The organism is Akkermansiaceae bacterium (genome assembly GCA_017798145.1).
GTDB lineage: Bacteria > Verrucomicrobiota > Verrucomicrobiia > Verrucomicrobiales > Akkermansiaceae > Luteolibacter.
Map to the genome: position 1 here is coordinate 1,140,723 of CP059069.1, position 25,330 is coordinate 1,166,052.

The 25,330-nt window shown below is 61.9% G+C and carries 20 protein-coding genes; 9 read left to right on the forward strand and 11 right to left on the reverse strand.

From position 1 onward, the window contains the following. Positions 1 to 4 precede the first annotated feature (4 nt). Positions 5 to 601 (forward strand): Holliday junction branch migration protein RuvA, encoded by a 597-nt coding sequence (gene ruvA, locus HZ994_04860; protein ID QTN31680.1) that lies wholly within the window; start codon positions 5 to 7, stop codon positions 599 to 601. Between the two features lie 21 nt (positions 602 to 622). Beyond that, positions 623 to 1,918 carry a glutamate--tRNA ligase gene (gene gltX / locus HZ994_04865; GenBank protein QTN31681.1) on the forward strand — a complete coding sequence of 432 codons (1,296 nt, stop codon included), beginning with the start codon at positions 623 to 625 and terminating at the stop codon, positions 1,916 to 1,918. Positions 1,919 to 1,988: 70 nt separating this feature from the next. Here gltX and HZ994_04870 read toward each other — a convergent pair whose 3' ends face one another. Genes HZ994_04870 through HZ994_04880 form a run of 3 tightly spaced genes read right to left on the reverse strand, consistent with a single transcriptional unit; the run spans position 1,989 to position 7,020 of the window. Continuing rightward, positions 1,989 to 5,417, reverse strand: coding sequence for a dihydropteroate synthase (locus tag HZ994_04870; protein ID QTN31682.1), 3,429 nt, complete (start codon positions 5,415 to 5,417; stop codon positions 1,989 to 1,991). Between the two features lie 60 nt (positions 5,418 to 5,477). Then, on the reverse strand, positions 5,478 to 5,876 hold the full coding sequence (locus HZ994_04875) for a GxxExxY protein (GenBank protein QTN31683.1): 399 nt from the start codon (positions 5,874 to 5,876) through the stop codon (positions 5,478 to 5,480). Between the two features lie 55 nt (positions 5,877 to 5,931). Beyond that, complete coding sequence (locus tag HZ994_04880; GenBank protein ID QTN31684.1) at positions 5,932 to 7,020, reverse strand: homocysteine S-methyltransferase family protein; 1,089 nt, start codon at positions 7,018 to 7,020, stop codon at positions 5,932 to 5,934. Positions 7,021 to 7,225: 205 nt separating this feature from the next. On the opposite strand from HZ994_04880, the gene HZ994_04885 reads away from it, so the two are divergent. The 3 genes from HZ994_04885 to HZ994_04895 all read left to right on the forward strand — a co-directional run bounded on the left by HZ994_04885 (position 7,226) and on the right by HZ994_04895 (position 11,892). After that, on the forward strand, positions 7,226 to 7,462 hold the full coding sequence (locus HZ994_04885) for a hypothetical protein (GenBank protein ID QTN31685.1): 237 nt from the start codon (positions 7,226 to 7,228) through the stop codon (positions 7,460 to 7,462). Positions 7,463 to 7,520: 58 nt separating this feature from the next. Further along, positions 7,521 to 9,659, forward strand: coding sequence for an AMP-binding protein (locus HZ994_04890; GenBank protein ID QTN31686.1), 2,139 nt, complete (start codon positions 7,521 to 7,523; stop codon positions 9,657 to 9,659). A gap of 127 nt (positions 9,660 to 9,786) precedes the next feature. Beyond that, entirely contained in the window at positions 9,787 to 11,892 is a 2,106-nt protein-coding gene (locus tag HZ994_04895; protein ID QTN31687.1) for a hypothetical protein, read from the forward strand. Positions 11,893 to 11,944: 52 nt separating this feature from the next. Here HZ994_04895 and HZ994_04900 read toward each other — a convergent pair whose 3' ends face one another. The 8 genes from HZ994_04900 to HZ994_04935 form a co-directional block, all read right to left on the reverse strand. Next, entirely contained in the window at positions 11,945 to 12,361 is a 417-nt protein-coding gene (locus tag HZ994_04900) for a cupin domain-containing protein (GenBank protein ID QTN31688.1), read from the reverse strand. 44 nt (positions 12,362 to 12,405) lie between these two features. Next, positions 12,406 to 16,683, reverse strand: a complete 4,278-nt coding sequence (locus tag HZ994_04905) for a ThuA domain-containing protein (protein ID QTN31689.1) — start codon at positions 16,681 to 16,683, stop codon at positions 12,406 to 12,408. Next, positions 16,680 to 17,885, reverse strand: a complete 1,206-nt coding sequence (locus HZ994_04910) for a Tm-1-like ATP-binding domain-containing protein (protein QTN31690.1) — start codon at positions 17,883 to 17,885, stop codon at positions 16,680 to 16,682. Before HZ994_04910 ends, HZ994_04905 begins: the two co-directional genes overlap by 4 nt. Next, positions 17,882 to 18,745 carry a phosphoenolpyruvate hydrolase family protein gene (locus HZ994_04915; GenBank protein QTN31691.1) on the reverse strand — a complete coding sequence of 288 codons (864 nt, stop codon included), beginning with the start codon at positions 18,743 to 18,745 and terminating at the stop codon, positions 17,882 to 17,884. Before HZ994_04915 ends, HZ994_04910 begins: the two co-directional genes overlap by 4 nt. A gap of 127 nt (positions 18,746 to 18,872) precedes the next feature. Then, positions 18,873 to 19,559, reverse strand: coding sequence for a PEP-CTERM sorting domain-containing protein (locus tag HZ994_04920; GenBank protein ID QTN31692.1), 687 nt, complete (start codon positions 19,557 to 19,559; stop codon positions 18,873 to 18,875). Between the two features lie 107 nt (positions 19,560 to 19,666). Next, positions 19,667 to 20,707 carry an AMP-binding protein gene (locus HZ994_04925; GenBank protein ID QTN31693.1) on the reverse strand — a complete coding sequence of 347 codons (1,041 nt, stop codon included), beginning with the start codon at positions 20,705 to 20,707 and terminating at the stop codon, positions 19,667 to 19,669. Beyond that, positions 20,704 to 21,675 (reverse strand): hypothetical protein, encoded by a 972-nt coding sequence (locus tag HZ994_04930; protein ID QTN31694.1) that lies wholly within the window; start codon positions 21,673 to 21,675, stop codon positions 20,704 to 20,706. The genes HZ994_04925 and HZ994_04930 overlap by 4 nt, the downstream gene beginning before the upstream one ends. 6 nt (positions 21,676 to 21,681) lie before the next feature. Further along, positions 21,682 to 21,978: a hypothetical protein gene (locus HZ994_04935; protein ID QTN31695.1), complete on the reverse strand. Its 297-nt coding sequence runs from the start codon at positions 21,976 to 21,978 to the stop codon at positions 21,682 to 21,684. A gap of 118 nt (positions 21,979 to 22,096) precedes the next feature. On the opposite strand from HZ994_04935, the gene hisI reads away from it, so the two are divergent. The 4 genes from hisI (at position 22,097) to HZ994_04955 (ending at position 25,236) form a co-directional block, all read left to right on the forward strand. Then, the gene (hisI, locus tag HZ994_04940; GenBank protein QTN31696.1) at positions 22,097 to 22,543 is read left to right on the forward strand and encodes a phosphoribosyl-AMP cyclohydrolase; all 447 of its coding nucleotides are present in this window, start codon (positions 22,097 to 22,099) and stop codon (positions 22,541 to 22,543) included. A gap of 159 nt (positions 22,544 to 22,702) precedes the next feature. After that, positions 22,703 to 23,047, forward strand: a complete 345-nt coding sequence (gene rplS, locus HZ994_04945) for a 50S ribosomal protein L19 (protein QTN34322.1) — start codon at positions 22,703 to 22,705, stop codon at positions 23,045 to 23,047. Positions 23,048 to 23,154: 107 nt separating this feature from the next. Continuing rightward, positions 23,155 to 24,090 (forward strand): hypothetical protein, encoded by a 936-nt coding sequence (locus HZ994_04950; protein QTN31697.1) that lies wholly within the window; start codon positions 23,155 to 23,157, stop codon positions 24,088 to 24,090. A 42-nt stretch (positions 24,091 to 24,132) separates the two neighbouring features. Beyond that, positions 24,133 to 25,236, forward strand: coding sequence for a metal-dependent hydrolase (locus HZ994_04955; protein ID QTN31698.1), 1,104 nt, complete (start codon positions 24,133 to 24,135; stop codon positions 25,234 to 25,236). The last annotated feature ends 94 nt before the right edge of the window (positions 25,237 to 25,330 follow it).

The following is a 25,330-nucleotide window of genomic DNA, read 5'->3' on the forward strand; positions in this document are numbered from 1 at the left end:
CCCCGTGATCGCAAGACTCCGAGGGAAAATCATCGAGGCCTACCCGAACCGGCTGGTCGTTGACTGCCACGGGGTCGGGTACGAGGCGGTCATCCCCATCTCCACCTACGACAAGCTGCATCCAACGGAAGGAGCCGCCGTGGATCTCCGCACCCACCTGCACATCCGGGAAAACGCCCACACGCTCTACGGCTTCGCCACCGAGGAGGAGCGCGATGTTTTCCTGCTTCTCATCGACCGCGTCTCCGGGATCGGCCCGGCCATCGCCATCGCCATCCTCAGCGGGATGCCCGTGGCGATGTTCAAGTCCGCCGTCGTGGCCGGCGATGTGGCGCTGCTTTCCAAATCCAAGGGGGTCGGGAAAAAGACCGCCGAGCGCATCATCCTGGAGCTGAAGGACAAGGTCGGCGTCACCGACACCTGGCAGGACGCCGCCTCCGGCCAGGTTTCCACCGAAGCCGCCGATGCCGAGCTGGCCCTCATCGCCCTCGGCTACAAGCAGGTCGAAGCACGCAAGGCCGTCCGCGCCATCCTCGACAAAGACCCCGCCTCCACCGCCGAAGCCCTCATCCGCGGCGCGCTCCGCAGCCTGCAAGGCTAGCCTTCGTGAAAGTTGAAATTTATGACCGTCCGCACCCGCTTCGCCCCCTCCCCCACCGGCTACCTCCACGTCGGCGGCGCCCGCACCGCCCTGTTCAACTGGCTCTACGCCCGGAAGCACAACGGCACCTTCATCCTGCGCGTCGAGGACACCGATGCCGCCCGCAACACCGAGGAAGCCCGCCAGGCGATCTTCGACGGCATGAACTGGCTCGGACTCGATTGGGATGAAGGCCCGGAGAAGGGCGGCCCGCACGGCCCTTATTACCAATCCCAGCGCAACGGCATCTACGACGCCTATTTCGAGAAACTCCTCGCCGCCGACCGACTCTACAAGGACGGTGACGCCTACCGTTTCCGCTTCGACCGCAAGCCGATCACGATGCACGACCTCGTCTGCGGCGAGGTCACCATCGACTACCGCGACGAATCAAACACCCCCGATATGGTCGTGAAGCGCAGCGACGGCTCCTACGTGTTCCATTTCGTGAACGTCGTCGATGACCTGGAGATGGAAATGACCCACGTGATCCGCGGCGAGGATCACCTGATGAACACGCCGAAGCATCTCCAGCTCTTCGAGGCGCTCGGCGCCCAGCCGCCGCAATACGCCCACATCCCGCTCATCCTCAACCCGGACGGCACCAAGATGTCGAAGCGCGACGTCGGTGCCGCCGTCGGCGACTATCCGCGCCAAGGCTTCCTTTCCGGAGCGGTCGTGAATTTCATCGCCCTTCTCGGCTGGTCGTCGAAGTCCGATGACGAGATTTTCACCCTCGCCGAACTCATCGACCGCTTCTCGCTGGAGGCCATCAACCGCGCCCCCGCCCGTTTCGATTTCGAGAAGTGCAAGTGGGTGAACCAGCAGCATATCGGGAAAATCAGCACGGAGGATTTCGCGGAACTCGCGAAGCCCTTCGTCGAGGCCGCGAAACTTCCGGTCAACGACGCCTACCCTACGGTGATCGCCGCCGTGAAAGAGAAAGTCCGGCTCCTCGATGAAATCCCCGCCGCCATCGACTTCCTACTGACAGACGACGCCCCCCAGGATGCGGAAGCCGTCGCCAAGGCTAAAGCGAACCCCAACTCCGCCCATCTCGCGGCGCTCGCGGATCAGCTTGATAGACTGTCCGAATGGTCGGCGGAAAAAGCGAAAGAAGCCATCGGCGAAGTCGCCGCCGCGAACGGCGCGAAAGCCGGACAACTGATGTTTCCCGTCCGCGTCGCCCTCTCCGGCCGCGCCCATGGCCCGGATCTCGGGGATATTTTCGCGATCCTTGGGAAAGGGAAAACGGTGGATAGGCTGAGGAGATTCTGAACGTGGGGGCGATCTCCGGTCGCCGCTGCAGATCAGAGAAGAGAGGGAGGCGACCGAAGATCGCCCCCACTCACGCATACCCCAGCCAGGGGCCGAGCCATTTCTCGACCTCTTGGACAGACATTCCCTTGCGCTTCGCGTAGTCTTCCACCTGGTCTTTCTGCAGTTCCGAAAGCGCGAAATAATGGCTCTCCGGATGGGAGAAATAAATGCCGCTGACCGCCGCGCCGGGATGCATCGCGCAGCTTTCCGTGAGGAAAACGCCGGTGGCCTCGGTGGCGCCCAACAGATCGAAAAGGATCGGCTTCTCGGTATGATCCGGCTGCGCGGGATAGCCCGGCGCGGGGCGGATACCCTGGTAGTTTTCATGGATCAGCGCGTCCTTGGTCAACTCGCCTTCCGCCTCGTATCCCCACTCGATCCGCGCCTGGTGATGGAGCATTTCGGCAAAGGCCTCGGCGAGCCGGTCCGCGATCGCCTTCACCATGATCGAGCCGTAAGGGTCGTTCGCCGCGTCCAGCTCCTTGGCATACTCGTCCGCGCCGTGGATGCCCACGACGAAACCTCCGATGTAGTCTGTGGCGAACGTGGGGGCGATCTTCGGTCGCCCCCCGCCGCCGCCCTCACCCACAAACTCCCAACCCGCCAAACCAGCCATCTCGGGATTCCTCAAAACATACTCCTTCTGGTTCGCATAATCCTGCCCGTCCCGGATGATATGGTCATAAGATTCCTTCTGCCAAAACGCCCCCTCCCTACCGAGAAGCGCATTCGCCTCCTTCGCGGAAAACGACTTCATCCCTTGGAGGATTTCGGACAATGAATGGCTCCCCAACGGCTTGATCAAAAGATGCACATGGTTCGGCATCACGCACCACGCGCCGAGCTCGAACCTATCGCCTTCGAAGCGCAAAATGGCATCCCGCACGATCGCCGCGATCTCCGGCCTGCGCATGTGGCACTCGCCGTGTCCGGCTTCGAGAGCCGCCTCCATCCTCTCGGAATACAGCGCTTCGATTTTGGCGCGCGCATCCCTGACGGTGGTTTCCTCTCCCTCCTTCTCGGCTTTCTGTTCGATTTCCTCCAGCATCCGCTTTTCACTGCTGTATTCTTCCAATGCGGATTGCGGGATCGAATCGGCAAGCCGGAATGTAACCGCATAGGTGGCTCCCTCTTTGAACCAGTGGGGGAGGCTGCCGCTTGTGTTTCTTGTGATGCGGGGATCGGAGGGCGACCGAAGATCGCCCCCACGATCCCCTGCTCCCGGCTTCACCCAATCTGACAACGCGACATTCGGTTTCCCTGAAGTCTTCTTCAACTGCTGGCGGAGCGTGTGGAACCTCGTCCGTTCGCTGCCGTCCTCGTTGAAAACGGCGATGTCGTCACCCACCGAGTTCGCGGGGAAAAACCCGTAGATGCCGCGCGCCTGGAGACGATTTTCGGCGACCAGTTTTTCGAGATACTCACACGCCTCGCCATAAAGTTTTTTCGCCTCGGCGGCGCCGCCTTCGTTCTTGGTCTTGAGCTCCTTTTTCTCGCGATCCCACACGCCGCGCAGCTCCCACGCATGGAAAAACGGGGTCCAGTCGATGTATTCCACGAGTTCTCCGATCTCCGGCTCCACGGTTTTCGTCCCGGTGAAGGAGGGCACAGGCGGAGAATAGGAATCCCAATCATACTTCGACCCGGAGGCGCGCGCCTCTTCGAGGGAAACCGTCTCCTTTTTCGGCCCGCCGAGGAAATTCTCGCGCGCCTTCCGCTGCTTCTCGCGCAGATCGGCGACAAAGGCGTCGCGCCCGTCCTTGGAAAGCAGCGAGGTCGTGACCGGCACCGAACGCGAGGCGTCGAGCACGTGGACGACGGGGCCGGAGTAATGCTCGGCGATCTTGATGGCGGTGTGGGCGGCGGAGGTCGTCGCGCCGCCGATCAGCAGCGGAACCGTGAAACCCCGGCGTTCCATTTCCTTGGCGACATGCACCATTTCATCGAGCGAGGGCGTGATGAGTCCGGACAGCCCGATCACATCCGCGCCGATCTCGATCGCCTTGTCCAGGATCTTGTCGCACGAGACCATCACGCCCATGTCGGTGACCTCGAAGCCGTTGCAGGATAGCACCACGCCGACGATGTTCTTGCCGATGTCGTGGACGTCGCCCTTCACCGTCGCGATGAGGAAACGACCGGCGGAGTTGCCGCGCTCGGCGACTTTCAGGGCGTCATCGAAGGACATGCCCGGGTTCTTCGCCTGGATCGCCTCGATGTCTCCGGCGAGGTTTTCCGCCTTCTCGGCTTCCATGTAGGGGAAAAGCCAGGCCACCGCTTTCTTCATCACGCGGGCGGATTTGACGACTTGCGGGAGGAACATTTTCCCCGCACCGAAAAGATCGCCGACCACGCCCATGCCGTCCATCAACGGCCCTTCGATCACTTTCAGCGGCCTGCCATACTTCACGCGGGCCTCCTCGGTGTCCTCGTCGATGAAGCGGTCGATTCCTTTCAAAAGCGCGTGTTCGAGTCGCTTCTCCACCGGCTCCTCGCGCCATGAAAGATCCTCCTCCACCTTCTTCCCGCCAACGCCCTTGTAACTCTCGGCGAGATCCAACAGCCGCTCGGTGGAGTCGTCGCGGCGGTTCAGCAGCACGTCCTCGACGCACTCTAACAGATCCTTCGGAATCTCGTCATACACCTCCAGCATCCCGGCGTTGACGATGCCCATGTCCATCCCCGCCTGGGTCGCGTGGTAAAGGAACGCGGAATGCATCGCCTCGCGCACCTTGTTGTTGCCCCGGAACGAGAAGGAGATGTTGGAAACGCCGCCCGAGATCTTCGCGCCCGGCAGGTTCTCCTTGATCCAGCGGGTCGCGTTGATGAAATCGAGCGCGTAGTTGTTGTGCTCCTCGATGCCGGTCGCGACCGTCAGGATGTTGGGATCGAAAATGATGTCGTTGGGATTGAATCCGACCTCATCGACGAGGATGCGGTAAGCCCTTTCGCAGATGCGGATCTTCTCGTCGTAGGTCGCCGCCTGTCCCTTTTCATCGAAGGCCATGACCACCACGGCGGCGCCGTATTTCATGATGTGGCGGGCGTGTTTTTTGAAAACCTCCTCACCCTCCTTGAGCGAGATCGAATTCACGATCCCCTTGCCTTGCAGATGCTTCAAGCCCTCCTCAAGGATCTCCCATTTCGAGGAATCCACCATGATCGGCACCCGCGCCACATCCGGCTCGCCCTGGAGGAGATCCAGGTATTTCGCCATCATCGCCTTGCCGTCGATCAGGCCGTCGTCGAAACAGATGTCGATCACGTTCGCGCCGTTCGCGACCTGCTGGCGCGCCACTTCGATCGCCGCCTCCAGATCGCCCGCGCGGACGAGCTTGGCGAACTGCGGGGAGCCCGCCACGTTCGTGCGTTCGCCGATCATCAGGAAACCTTTTCCCTCATCGTGGTTGTAGGCCTCGGTGCCGGAGAGTCTTAGGGCTGGCTTGATATCGTTCATGGTGGGATGTGAATTTTTCACCGCGGAGACGCAAAGGTTCGCGGAGGGTCGCAGAGATTCTTATTCGGGGAAATTCAGGACTTGGCGCTTGATTCCATCGACCAAACGGATTGTGTGAAAATTAATGAGAAGTCCGAGATGCTTTTCGGACATGCGCAGGTAGGTCAAGAGTTGGGCGGAGTGGATCGGCAAAAGGCTCTCTACTGTCTTCACCTCGATGATGAGCGAATCCTCGACGAGCAAGTCAATACGATAGGCATCATCGATCTCCAGATCCTTGTATCTGATCGGAAGCGACAATTGCCTCTTCACTTTGAACCCCTGCAACTCCAACTCATGCATCAAAGATGCCTCATAGGTGAACTCCAAAAGCCCCGGACCAAGATCCCGATGCACCTCGATCGCAGCACCAATCACCCGCTCACTCAGTTCATTCAATCGTGCTTTTTCAGTTTTCATAAACTCCATCTTCTCTCTGCGCCCCTTCGCGACCTCTGCGCCTCTGCGGTGAAAATCATCTCGACACTTGCCTCGGAGCCACGCCCCTGACCCCTTCGGCGATGGCGCGGACGTGTTCCGGGGTGTTTCCGCAGCAACCGCCCGCGAAGTTGATCAGGCCGCTTTCCGCGAAGCCTTTCATGAACTCCTTCATGTGCGGAGGCTCCAGATCGAAGCCGGTCGGAGCCAGCGGATTGGGCAAGCCCGCGTTCGGATAGGCGGAAACATAGGTCTGCGCCACCTCGGAGAGTTCCTCCAGAAACGGCCGCATGAGATCCGGGCCGAGCGAGCAGTTCAGTCCGATGGCGAGCGGCTTCACGTGCATGAAAGCATTCCAGAGCGCTTCCACCTTCTGCGCGGAAATCATCGTTTCACCTCCCAGCCCAACGGCTGCTGAAATGATCACCGGAAGTTTCACCCCGTCCTCATCGAAAACCTCCCGCACCGCCACCGCCGCGGCCTTGGCGTTGAGGGAATCGAAGATCGTCTCGATCATCAGGATGTCACAGCCGCCCTCGATCAGCCCCCTCACCTGCATCCGGTAGGCTTCTAGCACCTGGTCGAAAGTCACCACCCGGAATGCCGCGTCCTCGGCGTCCGGCGAGTTGCTCAGGGAAACGGTCAGCGGCCCGATCGCGCCGGCGACGTAGCGTTTCACACCGGTGTCCGTGCCGACATCGTCCGCCATCTTGCGTGCGAGTTGGGAGCCTTTCACGTTCATGTCCCACGCGAGCTCGTTGAGGAAATCGTCCTCCAGGATTTTCTGGAAAAACTCCGGATCTTTCCGCCCGCCCTTTTCGCGGGGATCCTCCACGAAAAACTCGCTCTGCGCGATGCCAGTCGCCGAAAAGGTGTTGGTCTCGCAGATATCCGAGCCCGCCTCGTAGAAACGCCGGTGGATGTCTGCGATCACATCCGGGCGGGTGATCGAAAGGATGTCCCCGTTGTTCAGCAGATCCTTGTCGTTTTTCGCAAACCTCTCCCCGCGCGCCGCCGTCTCGTCCAGCCCGTAGGTCCGGATCGTCGTCCCCATCGCCCCGTCGAGCACCAAGATCCGCTCCCCAAGGCTTTTTTCCAATTCCGCTGTGAAATCCTCCTGCGCCATGCAGGGAAACTATCCGCCTGAAACGACCATTCAAGAATCAAATCATCAAATCACGATATGACGATGGGTAGGATGAGCTTTCTTGACCCACCACCAAGAAAAGGATGTGGATATCCCCGCATGGAAAGCGCGGTGTTCATTTCGTCCGTCACCCACCATGTGCCAATGTCATGGGGCGCTCCATTCCGCAAATCCATCCCGGCACTTGGGTCTCTTTGGGTTTTTGACCAATGCGGCCACCATCCTTTCGCTCTCGAAAAACTCCTCCATTTCCACCCCCAGGATTCGACAGGATATCGCCTCCAAAGCCACCCTCATCGCCTCGCCCGACACGCTCATCGCCGGCCACGCCATCGGGCACGGACTCTCCCCGGTCACCGGAAACACCCGCGTGTTTTCCCACACCGAGGGACTGAAGCTGGAAAACTGGGTCGAATCCTGATTATCTCCGTGTATCCTGTGGAAAAATCCGCATCAATTCCCTCGGAAACTCTCCAAAAATGTCCGCCATCCAAATCCTCCACCCAGAACGCATCCCCTCCACCGGCTTCCTGGCCATCCCGGGACGGCTCGAATTCAACCAGCTCCTGCATCTCGAAAAGCAGTTCTCCGGCAGGAAAATCACCTACCTCATTGAGGAAGACGACCAGCACGATCCCGCCCTGCGCTCCCACATGGAGAAATCCGGCTCCGGGGCGATCTTTTCCCGCAAGGACAAGAACCCAGCCGTCGCCGGCAAGGAATTCGCCGAATTCCTAAGGGACAACGGAATCCTGCTCTTCGTCCCCGGCCGTGCTGCCACCCGGCCTGCGACAGCCATCCACATCCCCTCCAGCCATCTCATCACCCTGACTTCCTTCGGCCTGCCTATCCTGCCCATCGCGCTCGATTGCCCGCGCGAGTCCTGCCTGGCCATCGAGAAAATCTCCTCCCTGCCCCTTGCTGTCATCGCCTTTGCCGAGGCGATCCCGCCCAAGGACTCCTCCGTCCCCACCCTCCAGGCCGCATTGTTCGGAGCCTTCTCGGATGCCTATTCCAAGCGCGCCATCCTCTCCACCTCGCTCGCCACCGCACTCCTCCATGGCCTGAAAAACAATCCCGGCGATCGCCTCATCGACGGGGCGGACGACATGGTGCTTCCCTTTTCCAAGATACTTCCGGTCGCCATCGCCCTCGCCCAACACATCCGCGAGGAGACCGACAAGCCACGCGTCGCCATCGTCCTGCCACCCGGCAAGGGCGGACTGATCGCCAACCTCGCCGTCCTCTTCGCCGGAAAAATCCCGGTGAACCTCAATTTCACCGCCTCCCACAACGCGATCCGCTCCTCGATCCGCCAGGCGGACGTCGACCGCTTCATCACCGCGGATCCTTTCGTCCGCAAAGTCTCCACCTTCCCCTGGCCGCCGAACCGCGACCTCATTTTCATCGAGCGCACCATCCCTGAGCTGAAGAAATCCATCGTGAAATGGGCTTTCCTCACCAAACTCCTCCCCACCTCCGCCATCGCCGCAATCCTCGGCCTCAACAAACGCCGCAACAACGACGAGGCCGTCCTGCTTTTCACCTCCGGCTCCTCCGGCGAACCCAAGGGCGTCCCGCTCTCCCACCGCAACGTACTCGCCAACGTCGCCCAGTTCGCGTCCCGCCTCAACATCGGCAGCGAAGCCTCCCTCCTCGGCTGCCTGCCACTCTTCCACTCCTTCGGCTGCACCGTCACCCTCTGGTATCCCGTCATCGAGGGCATCAACATCGTCACCTACCCCTCTCCGCTGGAGACAAAACGCCTCGCCGAGCTCATCTCCCTCCACCAGGTCAACGTCCTTCTCGCCACCCCCACATTCCTGCGCGGATACATGAAGCGCATCGACCCCGCCCAGCTCGAGTCCCTCAAGCTCGTCGTCACCGGAGCGGAAAAACTCCCGCAAAACCTCGCCGATGCGTTCGAGGAAAAGTTCGGAGTCCGCCCCATGGAAGGCTACGGCCTAACCGAGACCTCACCCGCCACCAACGTCAACCTCCCCGAGCCGGCCACGGAAAGCGGTGCCCACACCATGCCCGCCCTCCGCAACGGTTCGGTCGGCCAGCTCCTCCCCGGCATCGCGATCCGCCTGACAGACGCAGCCACCGAGCAGCCCGTCCCCCTCGACCAACCCGGCATCATCATCCTCAAGGGGCCTAACATTTTCCCCGGATACCTCCGCGACGAAAAACGCAGCAAGGAAGTCCTCTCCGAGGACGGCTGGTTCAAGACCGGCGATGTCGGTTTCCTCGATGCCGATGGATTCCTCCACATCCAGGGACGGATCTCGCGCTTCTCCAAGATCGCCGGGGAAATGGTCCCCCACGAAACCATCGAGTCCGCCATCAACCAGGTGTTGAACCTCGACTCGGAAACCGAACGCAAGATCGCCATCGTCGGAGTCCCTGACGAGCAGAAGGGCGAGGCCATCGTCCTGCTCTCCACGATCGCCGGCGTCGCCCTCGAGCAGGAGTGCATCGACCTCCGCTACAAGCTCCTCGACCACGGCCTCACCTCCCTCTGGTGCCCCCGCCTCATCGTCCCCGTCGATGAAATCCCCCTCCTCGCCTCCGGCAAGCTCGATATAAAAACCTGCCAGGAACTCGCGGGCCGGTAGCCGTGGCGGCGGATTGCATATTCCGGGAATCGGCCGGCAGCGGCAAGCTGCGGCCGCCTTCCACTGTTCCTTGAAAGTTACGCCACCGCAGCCACGTTTACGCTCACGGAAAATCCGAACCACCATCATGAGAACCAGAAATCCATTCCAAGCCCTGCTCCTCGGCGCGGCCATCGCCCTCGCGCCGGGCATCGCCTCCGCAAAGCCCAGGCAGCAAGCCGATGCCCCCTTGACCGAATCCGGTGAAACGCTGCTTCAGGGCTACGAAAAAGCGCTGGGGACACTCACTGCGGAAATCACTGCAAACCTCCCCAAGGTTGACGCCCGAAAGGAAGCCGCCTTCAAGGCCGCGATCGAGGCCACCGGCAAGGCCGAGGCCGCAGCCTCCGCCACCCAGCAGGCACTCGCCAAGGTGAATTCCGGCAAAGCCCTGGTCGATCATGCCAAGAACAAGTGGATCGGCGGAGCCGAAAAAGGCATCGCCCAAGCCCAGGCCGCGCTGAAAAAAGCCACCACCGACGCCGAGCGCGAGGCTGCGAAAAAGGATCTGGCCAACTGGGAGAAGAACAAGCAGGAGGGCCTTGCAGCCCTCAGGGAGCGCCAGGCCGCATGGGACAAGGCCAAGGCCGATGAACCCAAGCTTGCAAAGGCGAACGAAGCCGCACAAGCCGCCCTCACCAAAGCCCGCGCCGACGAGTTGGCCGCCGCCACATCCCTCCTCGCGGATCTCGCCCCCGTACTATCCACCGGCAACCACGATCCCAAGCTCGCCAAATGTGTGGCGATGATCCACGCCACCCCACGTGGCCTCGCCGCCTTCGCCCAGCAGGGAGCCGCTCACGCGGCGCTCATCGACGAGCTCTTTGCCAACGACTCCCTCATCGTCGAGATGCTCGTCGCCGGCGGCGCAAAATTCGGCGAATACGGCCGGGCCATGGAAATTTTTTCCCAAATCAACAAGGCCAGCAGCAAGGCCGCCGATGGCAACCTGCGCCGCCTCGCACTGGCGACCGCCCTCGAGCACGCCCGCCCCATCAACGCAAACAATCCCAAGGAGGCAACCGACGCGCCGGCCACCATCGATCCGGTCAACCGCTACCTCCACTACGAGAAAGCCTTCCTCGCCGGCGAGCTCGATCCCGCATTCAAGGAATTCACCACTTGGGAATACCGCCACGCCATCAATTGCGATTCCCCCGACGAGATCCTCGCATGGGGTCGCGAAATGCTCCGCAACTACCGCCCCGATCACATCTACAACAACGACTACGGCTGGCGCTACGTTGCCGCCGTAAAAAGCGAAGTCCCCTACGGTTCACAGAACGTCCAGTACGACGAGCCCTCCCTCCAGCAGCACCAGAACATCATACGCAACGGCGGTGTCTGCGGTCGCCGCGCATTCTTCGGACGCTTCATGCTCCGCTGCTTCGGCATCCCCACATGGGGCGTCACCCAGAAAGCCCACGCCGCCGTGAGCCACTGGACACCCAAAGGCTGGGTCGTCAACCTCGGTGCCGGATTCCAACACAGCTGGTGGGACAAGGACGAGGTCTCGATGAGCGGAAACCAGTTCCTGCTCGACACCCAGGCACGCGCCCACGGCACCGAGGAATACCTGAAAGTGCTCCGCGCAGAATGGATCAGCCGCATCCTCGGCGAGCAGGCCTATAACGAGCGCCGGAAAATTGACGGCGGCTTCTGGAGCGGCATGGCCCGTTACCAGAGGAAACTTCTCGCAGCAACCGCCGTCACCCTCGGCCCCCTCGGCCAGGAGCTTGGCGAGGCCAATGAGCGCGAGCAAAAAGTCGCTTCCGACACCGTCTCCGCTGCGGATCAGGATATCATCGTGAAAGACGGCAACGTCACCATCCCCGCCGTCGCCCATGGGAAGTCATCCGGAAAAGCCGCCGCCATGAAAAGCTTCGGCGGGGGCATGCAAGTCCACTTCCTCGGCGGAGCCACCGCCGACTACGAGTTCGAACTCCCCTTCTCCGGGAAATACCTGCTCACCGCAAAAGTCGCCACCGTCCAGACCGGACAGCAATTCACCTTCGCCGTGAACGATTCCAAGCAACCCGTGGAAACCCCCGTCCCATACACCCTGGGCATGTGGCAGCAGTCGGAACCCATCGAACTCTCCCTCGACAAAGGCAAGAACACCCTACACTTCCAACTCAAGCAAGGCAGCCGCGGGGTCACCGTAAAGGAGTTCACGCTCACGGAAGTGAAGTGACCATGGAAGGGCTGGATCCTGTGCCCGGCAAGCCGGGCCATATCCTCCATTCCTATCCGGCGGCAGAATGCATACCCTCCTGGGCCAAGGATGCCTTCCAAGGCTCCAGTTGATCCACCGCCACGTGGATCTCGCCCTCGGCGGAACATGGGGTGATGATGGCGATGAATTTCAGATCCCGGTCGGTGCGGTTGAACGTGGCGTGGACGGCACTCTTCGGCACATACACCGATGACCCGGGGCCGAGCGACTGTTTCTCCTGCTCCAGCCATTGCTCCGCCTCGCCCTCGATCACGTAGATCACCTCTTCCTTGTTCGGGTGGGTGTGGAAGGCATGGCAGCCGCCGGGCGGGATCGTGCAGTGGACGACGAGGAGATCATCGGTGGGCGTGAGGCCGGGCTTGGAGTGCCAGATGTGGTCGCGGCCGTCTATGGTCTCGGTCGAGGCGGTGTGGGCGTGGGTGAACATGGTAATAAGTGGCTAGTGCCAAGTGAGCAGTGATCAGTGGAAGATCATTTTCCGGAAACCCATTGGACGGCGTTGGTGATTATCGTTTGGTAGTTGGGGTTGGCGTGGGATTTGTCGTCGTGGCCGTGGGTGTAGGCGACGATGCGTGCCTTCGGGTCGTTGACGATCCAGAGGGCGGGGTGGCGGTCGGGGCTTTTGCCGTCGGGCTGGTTCTCGATGAGTGTGGTGTGGCCGTCCTTGCTGGAGAATCTGAAGTGGTAGGACTCGTCGGCGATGGTGAAGGATTCCGGAACACCTTTGAGGATGGGGTGATCGGCGGAAGCGATGCGCTCCGCGTCCACATCCCCTTTGCCGTGGGCTTTCGTTTCACCGGCGACGAAGCGTTCGTTGTAGCCCTTCCACGGGTGCGACCATGTGGCGGCGTGGAGGAGGAGTATCCCCTTCCCTGCGTCGGCGAAATCGTGGAGGGCTTTCTGGAATTCCGGGGTGCCCCATTGGTCGTGGTTTCCGGAGAAAACGAGGACATCCGCCTTGGGCATGGCATCGAGCGCCTCGGCGAGGTTCATGGTGCCGATCACATCCGCGCCGGTCTTGGAAAGTGTCGCGCGATCCGTGGCGATGAAATCGCGCGGGAAATGGTGCGAAGATCCCGCGCCGACGAGGAGTACGCGCAAGCTTTCGTCCGTCCTGCGAGGTTCGAGGAATTTCTGCCCGGTGGCGGCGGTGCTGTCCGGCGGCAGATCGGACAGGCTGGTCTCGGGAGCGGCCTCCTTCTTTTCCTCCGTGCCGAGACGCGCTCTGTCAGCGGCTCCCATGTAGGCGATGATGTCGCGGATGTTCTTTGCGCCGAGACCTTCGAGCCCTTCCGGCATGAGCGAGCGGCGGGTGTTCTCGCGGATCCTGATGTCCGATTTCCGAATCTCCATCTCGCCGCCCTGGTTGCGGATGGCGACGGTGGTCGCGTTCTCCGAGGTCACCGTGCCGGCGATGGACTTGCCGTCGTTGGTGGTGATGTTCCACTGCCAGAAACTCGGATCGACCTCAAGGTTCGGGTTGACGATGTGACCCAGAAGCTCCGCAGGGGCATGGGTTCCCATCCCGGTCAGGGCGGGGCCGACCTGGCTGGTGCCGAGATCGCCGAACTGGTGGCAGACGGCGCAGGCGGCGGTGAACACGGCCTTGCCGTTCCCAACATCCGCCGGTTTGGAAAGCTCGGGTAGGAGGCTTGCGATGATCTCGTTCTTCTCCCGCAGGCCGGGACGGAGCTTGTCGTTCATCTGCCTGGCTTTCCCCAGAACCTTCCCATCCGGATGGCTGAACAGGCGGGAAATGTCGCTCGGCGAAAGCTCCCCCACCTGCATCCGCCCCCCCTCGATCTCCTCCAGGAGTTTCAGCGTGGCTCCCGGATGTTTCACGATTCCCTCGAAGGCCGCGATACGCAGCGGTTCCGCGATCTGAGCGAAGGCGAGCGCCAGTTTGACGACCTCCGGGGAATCGGCGTAGGCGGAAATGATCGCGAGGTTCATCGGGCTGGCCGTGGCCTTGGCGTCCCTGACCATGGCCATCGTGGAATCCAGCGCCTCCTTGTTGCCGATGGAAATCAGCGACTTCGCCGCCGCGATCCGCTCGGCCTCCGTGGCGGATTCGCCGGACAGATCCGCGACGAGCTGGGCGACCCGTTTTTTCACTGCGGCATCGAGTTCGCCGCTCTCATCGAAGCGCTTGATGAGGGAAATGGCGGCGGAGGAAGTCCCGGGGTCTTCCAGCAGTTTCACCAAGGAGGATTCCAACGGCGAGTCGAGTGCGACCTTGCCCGTTTTGGCGGCAACGATTTCCTGGAGGATCGTCGCGCGCAGGCTCGATCCTTCGGCCGTCACGCTTCCGGCGACCGCCTGGATCAGCTCGGAAACGTGTTGCGGCGAATCGCCCGAAAGCGCGGAGCGCACGAGATTGCCGGCCAGTTGTTCGGTGTTTCCCGGCGCGGAGGAGCCGAGGCAATCGGTGATCACGGCGACGGGATTCTCGCTGGCCGCGGCGATCAGGGCGGACTTCGTCCAGTTGTCCTTCGCTTCGGAAAAAGCGGCGATGAGTTGCTTGCGGTCTTCGGCGGATTCCGGATTCCGGAATTTTCCGTAGGTCGCCATGGCCTCGGAGCCGGTCTTGGCCTGCGGCGGATTTCCCGCCTCGCGGAGCAGGCGCATGGCGGTCTGGCGGGTGTGCCCGTTCGGGCTGCCGAGAGCGGCCTTGACCGAGTCCGGGCTGCCCTTGTCGATCACCGGCACTCCGATTTTCTTCGCCTGCTTGTGCTGGATGCGCCAGATCCGCCCGAAGTAATGGTCGCGATCCGGCCTGACCGCCGCGTTCGCCGGATTGTGTTTCGGGCCGCGGGTGTCGTTGTGGATCACCGCCTGGTTGTAGAAATCGATCACATACAGCGCGCCGTCAGGACCGATGCGGGTATCGATGGGGCGGAACCAGAGATCGCTGCTGCGGATGAACTCGGTTTCCTCCCTGCCCTTTTCCTTTTCCGCGGTGTAGGTGATGCCATCCGGCCTCACGAAATAGTGGCTGACGATGTTGATCGTCGGCTCCCCGGTGAAGTAGCTCAGGTTCCATTTCTCCGGCCAAGCCCCGCCCTCATAGACAGCGCAACCCGCGGCGGCGGTGTAGGAGCCGACCCAGTCGATCTGCCGGTAGGCGGCCTGCTGCCAATCCATGAGCGGATAGGTTCTCTGCCCCGCTACCATCCCGTGGAAACTTTCCGTCCCTGGCAATTTCCCTTTCTGGAGAACGCTCTCGGGCAGCACGGTATGGAAGAAGACGACGCCACTGGTCGGCTGGGTCCAGAAAACCTGGCCGTCGGTGCCCATGCAGAGTCCCCAGGTGTTGCCGCGCTTGCTGGAATACATCTCGATCTCCGTACCGTCGGGTTTGAAACGAACCACGCCGGAGCCGATGTTCACGGGTGGCTTTTCGGGTGCACCGAGGCATTTCACATTTCCGGCGGAATAGCCGTGGGTGGCATAGATCCAACCGTCCAGCCCCCAGCGGAGGTTGTTGATGACGGCGTGGGTGTCACCGTTGCCGAGGCCGGTGTAGAGCTTGGTGCGCTTGTCCGCGACCTCATCGCCATCGGTGTCCTCGAGAAACCAGATGTCCGGCGCGGCGGCGGCGATGACGCCATTGCGGTGAAGGACGAATCCGGTGGCGAGCTCGAGCTTGTCGGCGAAAACCTTCTTTTGATCCATGCGCCCGTCGCCGTCGCCATCGGAGAGGATGCTGATCCGGTCCGTGGGTTCGCGGTCGTAGGCACCGGCTGCGATCGAACCGGAATCCTTCCAGACATCGGTGTTCGTTTTCCGCAATCCGTTCGGGTATTCGGGACTCTCGACCACCCATAGTCGGCCTTTCTCGTCCCAATCGAGATTCATCGCCTTGTTGATGAGCGGTTCCGCGGCGACAAGCGAGATCCCGAACTCCGGATGCAGCTCAATCTTCGCCGCCGCCTCTTCCGGACGGGTCGGGCCGCCGACGGGATAACGCAGGGCGGACCTGGTCTTTTCCCTGTCTGCTAGAAGCGCATCGGCATCGTCCATTTTCCCCGCCCATGCGATCCCGCGGAGCAGGACGCTCTCGATGGAGTTATGGGAGAAATTCGCGTAAACGTGTCCCGGGATGCAGACGAAGGCGCGCCGGTTTCCCGTTTCATAGGTCCACATCTGGGGCTGGATGTCATAGACGTTCACCCGGTTGTCCTTGCCGACTTTCCCGTCCTTCGCCTTCGGCGTGTAGGCGGCAGCGAGGATTTTCGCCTCGGGAAGGATTTCCATGTCGTAATAGATCTCGTCGTCGAGGTCGAAGTTCGAGACGCCCTGCGTGATCGGGTTCTCGATGTCGGTGAAATACAGGGACATCTGGCCTTCGAGGAATTTCGTCTGGGCGAAGTTCCATGATCCGCCGATGACCTGCTTGTACCAGCCGTGATCCCGCGAGACCGCGCCGCCGTGGATCGCGACGACCCCTCCGCCGCGCTCCAGATAGGCCTCGAAGTTTTTCCTGTTTTCCCCGTCTATGTTCCCGGCCTCCGAGGCGTGGAGGATGACCACATCCGTTTCCGCGAGCTGTTCCTTCGTGGGAAAATCGTTTCCGCCGGTGGCCTTCGCACCGCGTTCGTTCAGCAACGCCGTCCAGTCCCTGAGGAACGCAGGATAGTCATGGCAGCCCGGGCGATGCGTCTTCGGGCCGGAGCGGATGAAGACACGGAGAGGTTCTGCAGCGGCTGCGACCTGGAGGAGGGCGAGAAAAAGGAGCAGGTGTTTCATGGGCTTTGTTCCAATAGTGTCAGGAGGCGTTCGGCGCAGGCGCGTGCGAATCCGGAATCGTTGATCTCCGCGTCGATTCTTACGACCTCAACGGTGGCATGTTTTCCGATGGTTTCGAAAAGCGCCGCATCCGCCTCGGGATCGTGGAATGGCTGCCCTTCCGCGCTGATGACGCTGATCGCCTTGGTCGGGATCAGGATCGCGCTGTTCGCTCCGCAGGCGTTCGCCTTTTCCGCAAGGATGCGACCGAGTTCGGCGCATTCCTCCGGCGTGGTGCGCATCAGGGTCACCTGGGGATTGTGGATGTAGAAATTGCGTCCCTCGAATTTTTCGGGCACCGAGGCGCGCTCGCCGAAGTTCACCATGTCGAGGCAGCCCGGCGCGATCACCACGGGGATCCCCGCCTTCGCGGCGGCGTCCATGCGCGTCGGCCCGGCGGTGAGGACGCCGCCGACTAGCTCATCCGCCCACTCGGTGGTGGTGATGTCGAGGACGCCGACGGCCATGCCGCTTTCGATGACCGCTTCCATCGATTTCCCGCCGGCTCCTGTGGCGGCGAAGACCAGCACTTCGTAGCCGTTCTCCTCAAGGATGCGCTTCGCCTCGGTGACGCAGGCGGTGGTGTTACCGAACATGGAGGCTACGATCAGCGGCTTGTCGTCCGATACATCGATCCTCGCCTCGACCATCCCGCAGATCGCCCCTGCGGCGCGGGCGAAGATCGTTTTGGAAAGGCGGTTCAGCCCGGCCACATCGGCGATGCTCGGCATCATCGTGATGTCGCTGGTGCCGAGGTAATGGGCGGTGTTGCCGGAAGCGAGGGTGGAGACCATCAGCTTCGGGAAACCGATGGGCAGAGCCCGCATCGCCGCAGTGGCGATCGCCGTGCCTCCCCCTCCCCCGAGCGAGATCACTCCGTGGATTTCCCCATCGGCCTGAAGTCTCGAAAGCAGGATCGGCGCCGCCTGCGACATCGCCGTGACGCATTCGCCGCGATCCTTGCGGGAAATGATTGCATCAAGCTCCAGTCCCGCCGCCCCGGCGACCTCGTATCGGGTCACATCCGGCTTCATGGCCGGTTCCGCACCCGTTCCCACATCGATGAGGAGCGGTGCGTGCCCGCGCGCGCGGATCAGTTCCGCGAGATACGCGTGTTCCGCGCCCTTCGAGTCCAGCGTTCCGAGGACGGCGATGGTCTTCATCTTTTGATCGGGATGGCCTTGAACTGGCGGGTGAGATCTTCCAGCGATTTCTCAACGCTCATCCGCTCCAGGGAGGATGCGCCGACGAAGCCGACGCAATCCGTCGCCTGGATCACGCGGTCGGCGTCCTCCGGCGTGTTGATCGGGCCGCCGTGGCAGAGGTAGAAGATGTCATCGCGGACGGTCTTCGCCGCGTCGATGATGTCCTGGGTGCGTTTGATCGTCTCCTCCCAGCTCACCACCGCATCGCGCACCCCGATTGAGCCGCCGACGGTCGTGCCGACATGGGCGATGATCGCATCCGCGCCGTTCTCCGCCATGCGCTTTGCCTCCTCGGGAGATCCCACATAGACGATGGAAAACATATCCATCCTGCGTGCGAGCCCGATCATCTCGAACTCCTTTTCCACGCTCATTCCCGTTTCCTCAAGCACCCCGCGGAAGTGTCCGTCCACGATCGTGTGGGTGGGGAAATTGTTCACTCCGGAGAAACCCATGTCTTTCACCTTCCCCAGCCAGTGCCACATGCGGCGGCGGGGATCGGTGGCGTGCACCCCGCAGATCACGGGGATTTCCTCAACGATGGGAAGCACCTCGTATTCGCCAATCTCCATCGCGATCGCGTTCGCATCGCCATAGGCCATGAGACCCGCCGTCGAGCCATGACCCATCATGCGGAAGCGGCCGCTGTTGTAGATGATGATGAGATCCGCCCCGCCTTTCTCGATGAATTTGGCACTGATCCCCGCCCCCGCTCCTGCGGCAATGATCGCGGTTCCTTTCGAGAGCGTGTCATGCAGCCGCTCGATGACCTCGCTGCGGGTGTATGGGTTTCCTTTTCCTGTCCATTGGTTCGGCATGGGATGAAAATGCCTCTCCGGAGCCCTTGCGCCAAGCCGGAAAGCTCCACGAACACATATCCGAAACACACATCGAGGGGAACCCGCGTGATGGGAAAACGGCTGCCGGAGCGAACCGGCAGCCGTTTCATGGAAGGGAAGCGAACACCTGGCGGCGGCGGCGAAGAAGGCCAAGCGCTCCGGCGAAGGCGAGAAGCGCGGTTGACGGCTCCGGGATCACGGAGCTGTCGCTCAGGCGGATGAAGTCGACCTCGAAAAGGTTGTTCGCGGTTTCCGAGTTGCTGTTCGATCGGGCGCCGCCGATGGGATCTAGGCGGATCTGGGTGATGGGCGTTGCGGGATTGAATCCGCTGATGTTATAAGTGACCTCGAACCATCCATCCGCCGCGACCGTTCCGTTTGCAGGGGATGAGATCGCCTGGGACGAATTGTTTAGGCTGAGAATGAGTCCCGTGCTGTTGAACACAGTGACGATGCCTGCCGCTTGTGCCGGGTTCGCGATGTTATCGGCATCCTGGGTTTCGCGGACGCGGAAAGTGAGGGCGACCCAGCTTTCGCCGGCTCCCGGGGTGAGGTTCAGCCCGGTTCGGTAAAGCTGTGGATCGTTGTTGTTGGAAAGCGCGGTTCCGCTGAGGAATCCTCCGGATGCGGCGACAGGATCGACCGTTGTCTGCGTGAAAGGGGAAACGGGCAGTGACGACGTCCAGCCTTCGACCCCCGAATCGAAATCCCATGAGACAACCACCGCTGCGGGAAGGAGGGGTGAGGCGAGAATTGCAAGGACACCTGCGGCAAGACGGATCTGGGTTTTCATTTGCAATCATTGTTCCAATACTCCGCCCTGTAAGCCATGGCCAAAAACAGCCATGCGGCGATCACCGACTCCCTATCCCGATGACGGGTTCCGGAAACTGCAAGGCCTCATTGCCCGCACATCCCGGCAAGGCTGGCACGGAGCAGTTTCCCCATATCCGAGCGCGGGAAACCAGTCACCACATGACACCGCGAGATGCGCTCCGGGCCCGGTGCCTGGCGGTTGTAATCATCGACCGCGGAAGGCAATGCCTCGCCCTCGAACACAGCGATCAGGGCGTGTTCCTTCCTGGTATCCGGGACGGCGATCACCGCCACGCTTTTCCCACGCTCGCCGCAAAGCCGGCCGAGCCGCGCTTCGATCCCGTCCAGATCCACCAACTCGCCCATGACTTTCACGAGGGAATCGGAACGGCCCAGAGGTCTGACCGTCCTTGCGGAAAGCTCCACCCTGTCGTTGGTCGTGAACCAGTCGCCCTCCCTGCGGCGGAATCCCCCGTCCGTGATCGTCCCGGAAAAAAGCGCATCCCCGCGCAGGCGCAGCAGCCCGGCATCGGATAGCTCCGCATCCCAGATGGGCAGCAGTTGGAGCGGAGCTTCCGCGAAAGGCAGGCCGAGCGAATCCAGCGCCTGGGTCGCCACCTGGGAGCAGGTCTCCGTCATGCCGTAACTGGCCAGCACAGGCCAGCCGGCATCGCGCGCAGCCTGCCCCATTTCATCCGGGAGCCTGCCGCCACCCACCACCACCGCACGCAGGGATGGGGCAGCCTCCATGCCCGCGCCCAGGAGGTCGTGCAACTGGGTCGGCACCAGCGAAAGATGGGTGACGCAGCTTTCCCGCAGCCAGCCCGCGCATTTCCGGGCATCCCATTTTCCCTGGTATCGGGAAAACCCGCAGCCCGCCGCATGGGCACGCGCCACCACGCCGAAGCCACCCACGTGATCGATGGGAAGCGCCAAGCCCCAGACCGCATCCGCCCCGGCACCGAGCCATTCGTTCACCGCCCGCGCGGAGAGCAGCAGCGCCTCTTTTGGCAGCACGATGCACCTCGGCTGCCCGGTGCTGCCGGATGTGTGGAAAGGCACCCCGTCCGGGTAGCATCCCTCGTCCTCCCAGAACCTTGCCGATCTGACAGCCTTCACATTCATGAAAGTTTCACCCAGGTGAGCGCATCAAGCTGATCATCGAAACCTAGGCCCGTGCCGCCAGGAACCGTGAACCCCGGCTTCCATTCGCCCAGCGCCTCCGTGAAGGCATTGTTCTCGAAAAGATGGTGCGTCTGCAGCCCGCAGACCCTCACCAACCCCGGAAAAAGCAGCTCCATACGCGCCGCCTCCCATGCCGCAAAGGCCTGTCCGAGCGGATGATCCATGTAACTGGTCACCACCACCGCCTGGCCGTTCATCGCAGCCGCTTCCGCCAGCAGGAAAGGCTCGTCCAGCGCAGGCTTGATGACGGTGAGCTGCGCCGCCTTGCGGTGCGGCCCGGACTCTCGGTCCACCGCCAGCGGTACCCGGTGTTTTTTCCAAAGCCCAGCCCATGTGGTTTCGGAAAACGGGCAGATGTCCTCGATGAAATCGAGAGCCTCTCGCACCTGCGGCGGGAGCCCTGTTAGAAACCCGTCCGCCGTTTCCGGATCCGGCACCTCATTGAAATCCAGCCGCCACCGCAGCGTTGGATAAGCCGCCACCATTTTCCCCAGGAAATCGGCCTCTGCGGCGAGATCTCGTCCCGCCTTCATCTTCACCACCGTGAAGCCCGCCGCCACGGCCGCCGAGACCTCCGCCGCATCCGCCTTCACCAGCGTCGCATGGCTGGTCGGCACCTCCATATCCTCGAACAAGGACTCCTCCGCAACGCGCGCCGCATCATCGAACTCCGCGCACCTCAGCGCCCGCCTCACAATGGGCCAGGCACGCCGCCCCTTGAGATCCTCCAGGCATTTCCCGACAGGGATATCTCCCAGCTCCGGCCACGGGTGGATGCAGCCATATCCCTTGCCCACCCGGATCAATACTCCGGAAAACTCCCGGCGGGAGGAAACCGCATTGAGGAAACCCCGCGCACGCAGCGTGTAGGGGGAGATCCAGATCTCATGGCGTTCTGCAAAATCCATGATCGTTCAGCCGACAAGCTCCCTGGCGATACCCTTCCATTCCTCCTCGGACGAGACACCCTTGCCCGGCATCGTGCGCCCCGCCCGCGAATACCAGTAGCCGGCATTCCCCGTATCGCCTTCCTGCCTGTGGAGCCAGGCATGGATCCAGGATCCAGGCGTTCCCGGGATCTCCTGGCAGAGATCATGCGCCGCATCCCAATTCCCCGCCAGGCAATGCCAGAGCGCCCTAGCCTCCATGGAAATCCCATCCGGCGGAGCCCCACCGTTCCGTGCGGATTCCGCCAATTCAACTGCATTCATCGTCACACCGCCAGCCAAGCCCACACTTCCCTTCCCCGCAAAGCATTTCTCTCACCGCAGCCGCTGCGCAACTCCCAGCCCTTGACCTTTCCCGCGCAAAACCTAGCTTCGCCTAACCATGCCAGACAGCACCCCATTTTCCCCACGCAAGGACAAGGCACAGATCGAGGAATCCGGCGAATTCGCCCCGAAATTCGATTCCGACGGGCTGATCCCGGCCTTGGCGGTAGACGCCACCACCAAGGAACCTCTCATGCTCGCATACATGAATGCGGAATCCCTCAAGCTCACCCTGGAAGCGGGCGAGGCGGTTTATTGGTCACGATCCCGCTCGGAAATCTGGCACAAGGGGAAAACCTCCGGGCACACCCAGAAAATCATCGAGATCCGCACCGACTGCGACCAAGACGCGCTGGTGCTGGTGGTCGAGCAAATCGGCGCGGGAGCCTGCCACACCGGGCGTGATTCCTGCTTCTACCGCAAGATCGTCCCAGGCAGCCCCGCCGCGCTGGAATTCACCCAAACCGATCTCTCTTTCGACCCCGGTTCCGTTTACGGAAAATAGGATCCGTGATCCACCATCACGGGTTTTGCGCATTTCCGCATTTATTTCCCAATTTCACCCTTGCAAAAGGCGAACCCATCCACTAGCCATCTCGCCCCGCGCATGAGGCTGCATTTCACGCAGCGCAAATTCAGATACCTTTCCGCAACCACCAACGCCATGGACATCATCAAGAAAATCGAGCAGGAGCAACTCAAGGAAGACGTTGCATCATTCAACGTGGGCGACACCGTCAAGGTGCATTGCCGGGTGGTCGAGGGCGGCAAGGAGCGCGTCCAGATCTTTGCAGGCCTCGTCATCGCCAAGGGCGGCAGCGGCATCAACTCCGCCTTCACGGTGCGGAAAATTTCCTATGGCGAGGGCGTCGAGCGAGTATTTCCCGTGCACACCCCGCGCATCGCCAAGATCGAGGTGACCAACCGTGGCAAAGTCCGCCGCGCCAAGCTCCACTACCTCCGCGAGCGCGTCGGCAAGCGCGCCCTGCTCGTCAAGAGCGCCGATTGACCGCAGCCCCGATATCATTCCAGAAATGCCCCGCAGGTTCATCGCCTCCGGGGCTTTTTATTGGTTTCCTTCCGTATTTCCCCGCCTAGAGTCACGCAGAAAACATCATGCGAATCCCCCTCTACTTCGCCATACCCATCTGCCTCATTAGCGTCGCCCTGATCTGGGTCGGAGGCACACGTAGCATGGATTTCCTCACCCCACCATCCGAGGCCAGGCTGGAAATGATACGGGCGGAAGCCCTCGCCTCCCTGCCCGTCTCACGCATCGAGGACGATGCCATCTCCATCAGGATCCCTCTCCCGGACAGCGAACCGGCTCTGCCCGACCCCATCCGCATCGATCCCGTGGAACTCGGCGACATCCAGTCGCCCCCGCAGCTCGACAGCTACTCCGACCGCGCCCCGGAAGGTGCCGCGAAACTGATCGCCCTCGCCCGTGCGCTGGAGGGCGAGGGCGCATTCCAGCGCGCCCTGCTGGCCTACGAGCGCGTGCTCGACCTCTCGCAGGCGGATCCGGAGGAAACGAAATCCGCCCTCTCCGCCATCACGCTGCTCCGCCCCACCCTGCCGCGCTGGAACTCACAAAAGGAAGCCGCCCTGCCCGTCCTCATCCATGTCGGCACCGGCGAGAAATTCGCGGATGTGCTCCCGGAAATCCTCGGCCAGATCAGCTCAGACCTGGGCACCGCCTCCTCCGGGTTGCTGGATTTTTCCTTCAAGCTCAACATCGGCCGCTCCATACGCAGCACGGATGCGCCCACGCCCGTCGCCGTATGGATCACCGGAGCCGGTGAAAACGCACCCTCCACGGACGTTCTGTCCTTCACCACCGACAATCCGGAAGCCCTCGCCGCAGACCTCCTCAAGACCTCCTTCAACCTCATCCGCGCCCACCTCGCGAAATCCGCTTCCTACAACCCCGCCCCGGAAGCCCTCGACGATCCCATGGCCGCCATCAACTCCAACATCACCCGCCTCCTGTGGAGGGAGTTCGGCACCATCCTCAATCCTCCCCAAGAGCCCGAAATCAACGAAAACTGACCCATCGCTTCAGACTTTCAGACTTTCAGTTTTTACCCGAAAATGGATTCCCTCACCCAAGCAGCACTTGGCGCAGCCGTCGGCGAGGCCGTCCTCGGGAAAAAACTCGGCAACCGCGCCCTCGCCTGGGGCCTGCTTTTCGGAACACTGCCGGATCTCGATATCATCGCCGCACCGTTCCTCGACACCGCCGGGAACCTCTACCACCACCGCGGTGCCAGCCACTCGCTGCTGCTCATGGTCATCGCCTCGCTGTTTCTCGCCAAGCCCTTGGCGAATCTATGGAAGAGGGAAAAAATCAGCCCCGCCCGCGCCGGTATCTTCGTCTTCCTGACATGGTCCACCCACGTCCTCATCGATTGCTTCACCGTCTATGGCACCTCAGTCCTCTGGCCGTTTTCGGAAACCCGCATCGCATTCAACCACCTCTTCATCATCGATCCCCTCTACACCCTGCCGCTCGTCGCTTCCCTCGCCTGGCTGGCATTTCTCCGCACCAAAAAACAGCAGCGGAAACGCACCCGCATCCTCCGCTGGGGGCTTGGCCTCAGCACCGGCTACGTGCTTTTCTCCATCGCCATGAAATTCATCGCCTCCGCCGGTTTCGAGGCGGATCTCGCCCGCCGGGGAATCACCTGCGAGCGCCGCATGGAGGCACCCACCGCCTTCAACACACTCCTCTGGCGCTCTGCCGTCGATCGGGGCGACGAGATCTGGATCGGCTACCGCTCCGTCCTCGAACTCCCATCCACGCCCGTGCGGTGGACGGTCTATCCACGCCGCAAGGAAGCCCTCGCACCCTTCCTGGGCGAGCGGGAAATCAAAACCCTCACATGGTTCTCACGCGGCTGGTGGATCGCCCGCCCCCACGCCAAGGGCGTATGGCTCGCCGACATGCGCTTCGGCGAGACCCGCACCCACGGAGCCAAGCCCGGAATGGTCGATTCACGTATCATGTTCTCCTGGTCCTTCGACCCGGCTGCCCCCGGAGACCGCCTCCGTAGCCCCGTGCGCAACATCGACGCCAAGGACTCCCTCCGCCGCATCGCATCCCGCATCATCGGCAAGGACGACCAGTGGGAGGCCAACCCCCGCCTGGCCGGCGTCCCCGGAACACTCCCGGAATGGCTGCCCGTCGTGGAATGAGTCCTTATCTTGGAAGATTCCGTGAAAATGCTTGCCCTTTTTCCGCGGAACCCGTAAATCCCCCGCCCCTTCAGCCACCTCAGAACAACGGAGC

What these genes read in the sequence shown, in the direction of transcription:
- gltX (QTN31681.1), top strand. Translation starts at nt 623, where the DNA reads ATGACCGTCCGCACCCGCTTCGCCCCCTCCCCCACCGGCTACCTCCAC.
- HZ994_04870 (QTN31682.1), bottom strand. Translation starts at nt 5,417, where the DNA reads ATGAACGATATCAAGCCAGCCCTAAGACTCTCCGGCACCGAGGCCTAC.
- HZ994_04875 (QTN31683.1), bottom strand. Translation starts at nt 5,876, where the DNA reads ATGAAAACTGAAAAAGCACGATTGAATGAACTGAGTGAGCGGGTGATT.
- HZ994_04880 (QTN31684.1), bottom strand. Translation starts at nt 7,020, where the DNA reads ATGGCGCAGGAGGATTTCACAGCGGAATTGGAAAAAAGCCTTGGGGAG.
- HZ994_04890 (QTN31686.1), top strand. Translation starts at nt 7,521, where the DNA reads ATGTCCGCCATCCAAATCCTCCACCCAGAACGCATCCCCTCCACCGGC.
- HZ994_04895 (QTN31687.1), top strand. Translation starts at nt 9,787, where the DNA reads ATGAGAACCAGAAATCCATTCCAAGCCCTGCTCCTCGGCGCGGCCATC.
- HZ994_04900 (QTN31688.1), bottom strand. Translation starts at nt 12,361, where the DNA reads ATGTTCACCCACGCCCACACCGCCTCGACCGAGACCATAGACGGCCGC.
- HZ994_04905 (QTN31689.1), bottom strand. Translation starts at nt 16,683, where the DNA reads ATGAAACACCTGCTCCTTTTTCTCGCCCTCCTCCAGGTCGCAGCCGCT.
- HZ994_04910 (QTN31690.1), bottom strand. Translation starts at nt 17,885, where the DNA reads ATGAAGACCATCGCCGTCCTCGGAACGCTGGACTCGAAGGGCGCGGAA.
- HZ994_04915 (QTN31691.1), bottom strand. Translation starts at nt 18,745, where the DNA reads ATGCCGAACCAATGGACAGGAAAAGGAAACCCATACACCCGCAGCGAG.
- HZ994_04920 (QTN31692.1), bottom strand. Translation starts at nt 19,559, where the DNA reads ATGAAAACCCAGATCCGTCTTGCCGCAGGTGTCCTTGCAATTCTCGCC.
- HZ994_04925 (QTN31693.1), bottom strand. Translation starts at nt 20,707, where the DNA reads ATGAATGTGAAGGCTGTCAGATCGGCAAGGTTCTGGGAGGACGAGGGA.
- HZ994_04930 (QTN31694.1), bottom strand. Translation starts at nt 21,675, where the DNA reads ATGGATTTTGCAGAACGCCATGAGATCTGGATCTCCCCCTACACGCTG.
- HZ994_04935 (QTN31695.1), bottom strand. Translation starts at nt 21,978, where the DNA reads ATGAATGCAGTTGAATTGGCGGAATCCGCACGGAACGGTGGGGCTCCG.
- hisI (QTN31696.1), top strand. Translation starts at nt 22,097, where the DNA reads ATGCCAGACAGCACCCCATTTTCCCCACGCAAGGACAAGGCACAGATC.
- rplS (QTN34322.1), top strand. Translation starts at nt 22,703, where the DNA reads ATGGACATCATCAAGAAAATCGAGCAGGAGCAACTCAAGGAAGACGTT.
- HZ994_04950 (QTN31697.1), top strand. Translation starts at nt 23,155, where the DNA reads ATGCGAATCCCCCTCTACTTCGCCATACCCATCTGCCTCATTAGCGTC.
- HZ994_04955 (QTN31698.1), top strand. Translation starts at nt 24,133, where the DNA reads ATGGATTCCCTCACCCAAGCAGCACTTGGCGCAGCCGTCGGCGAGGCC.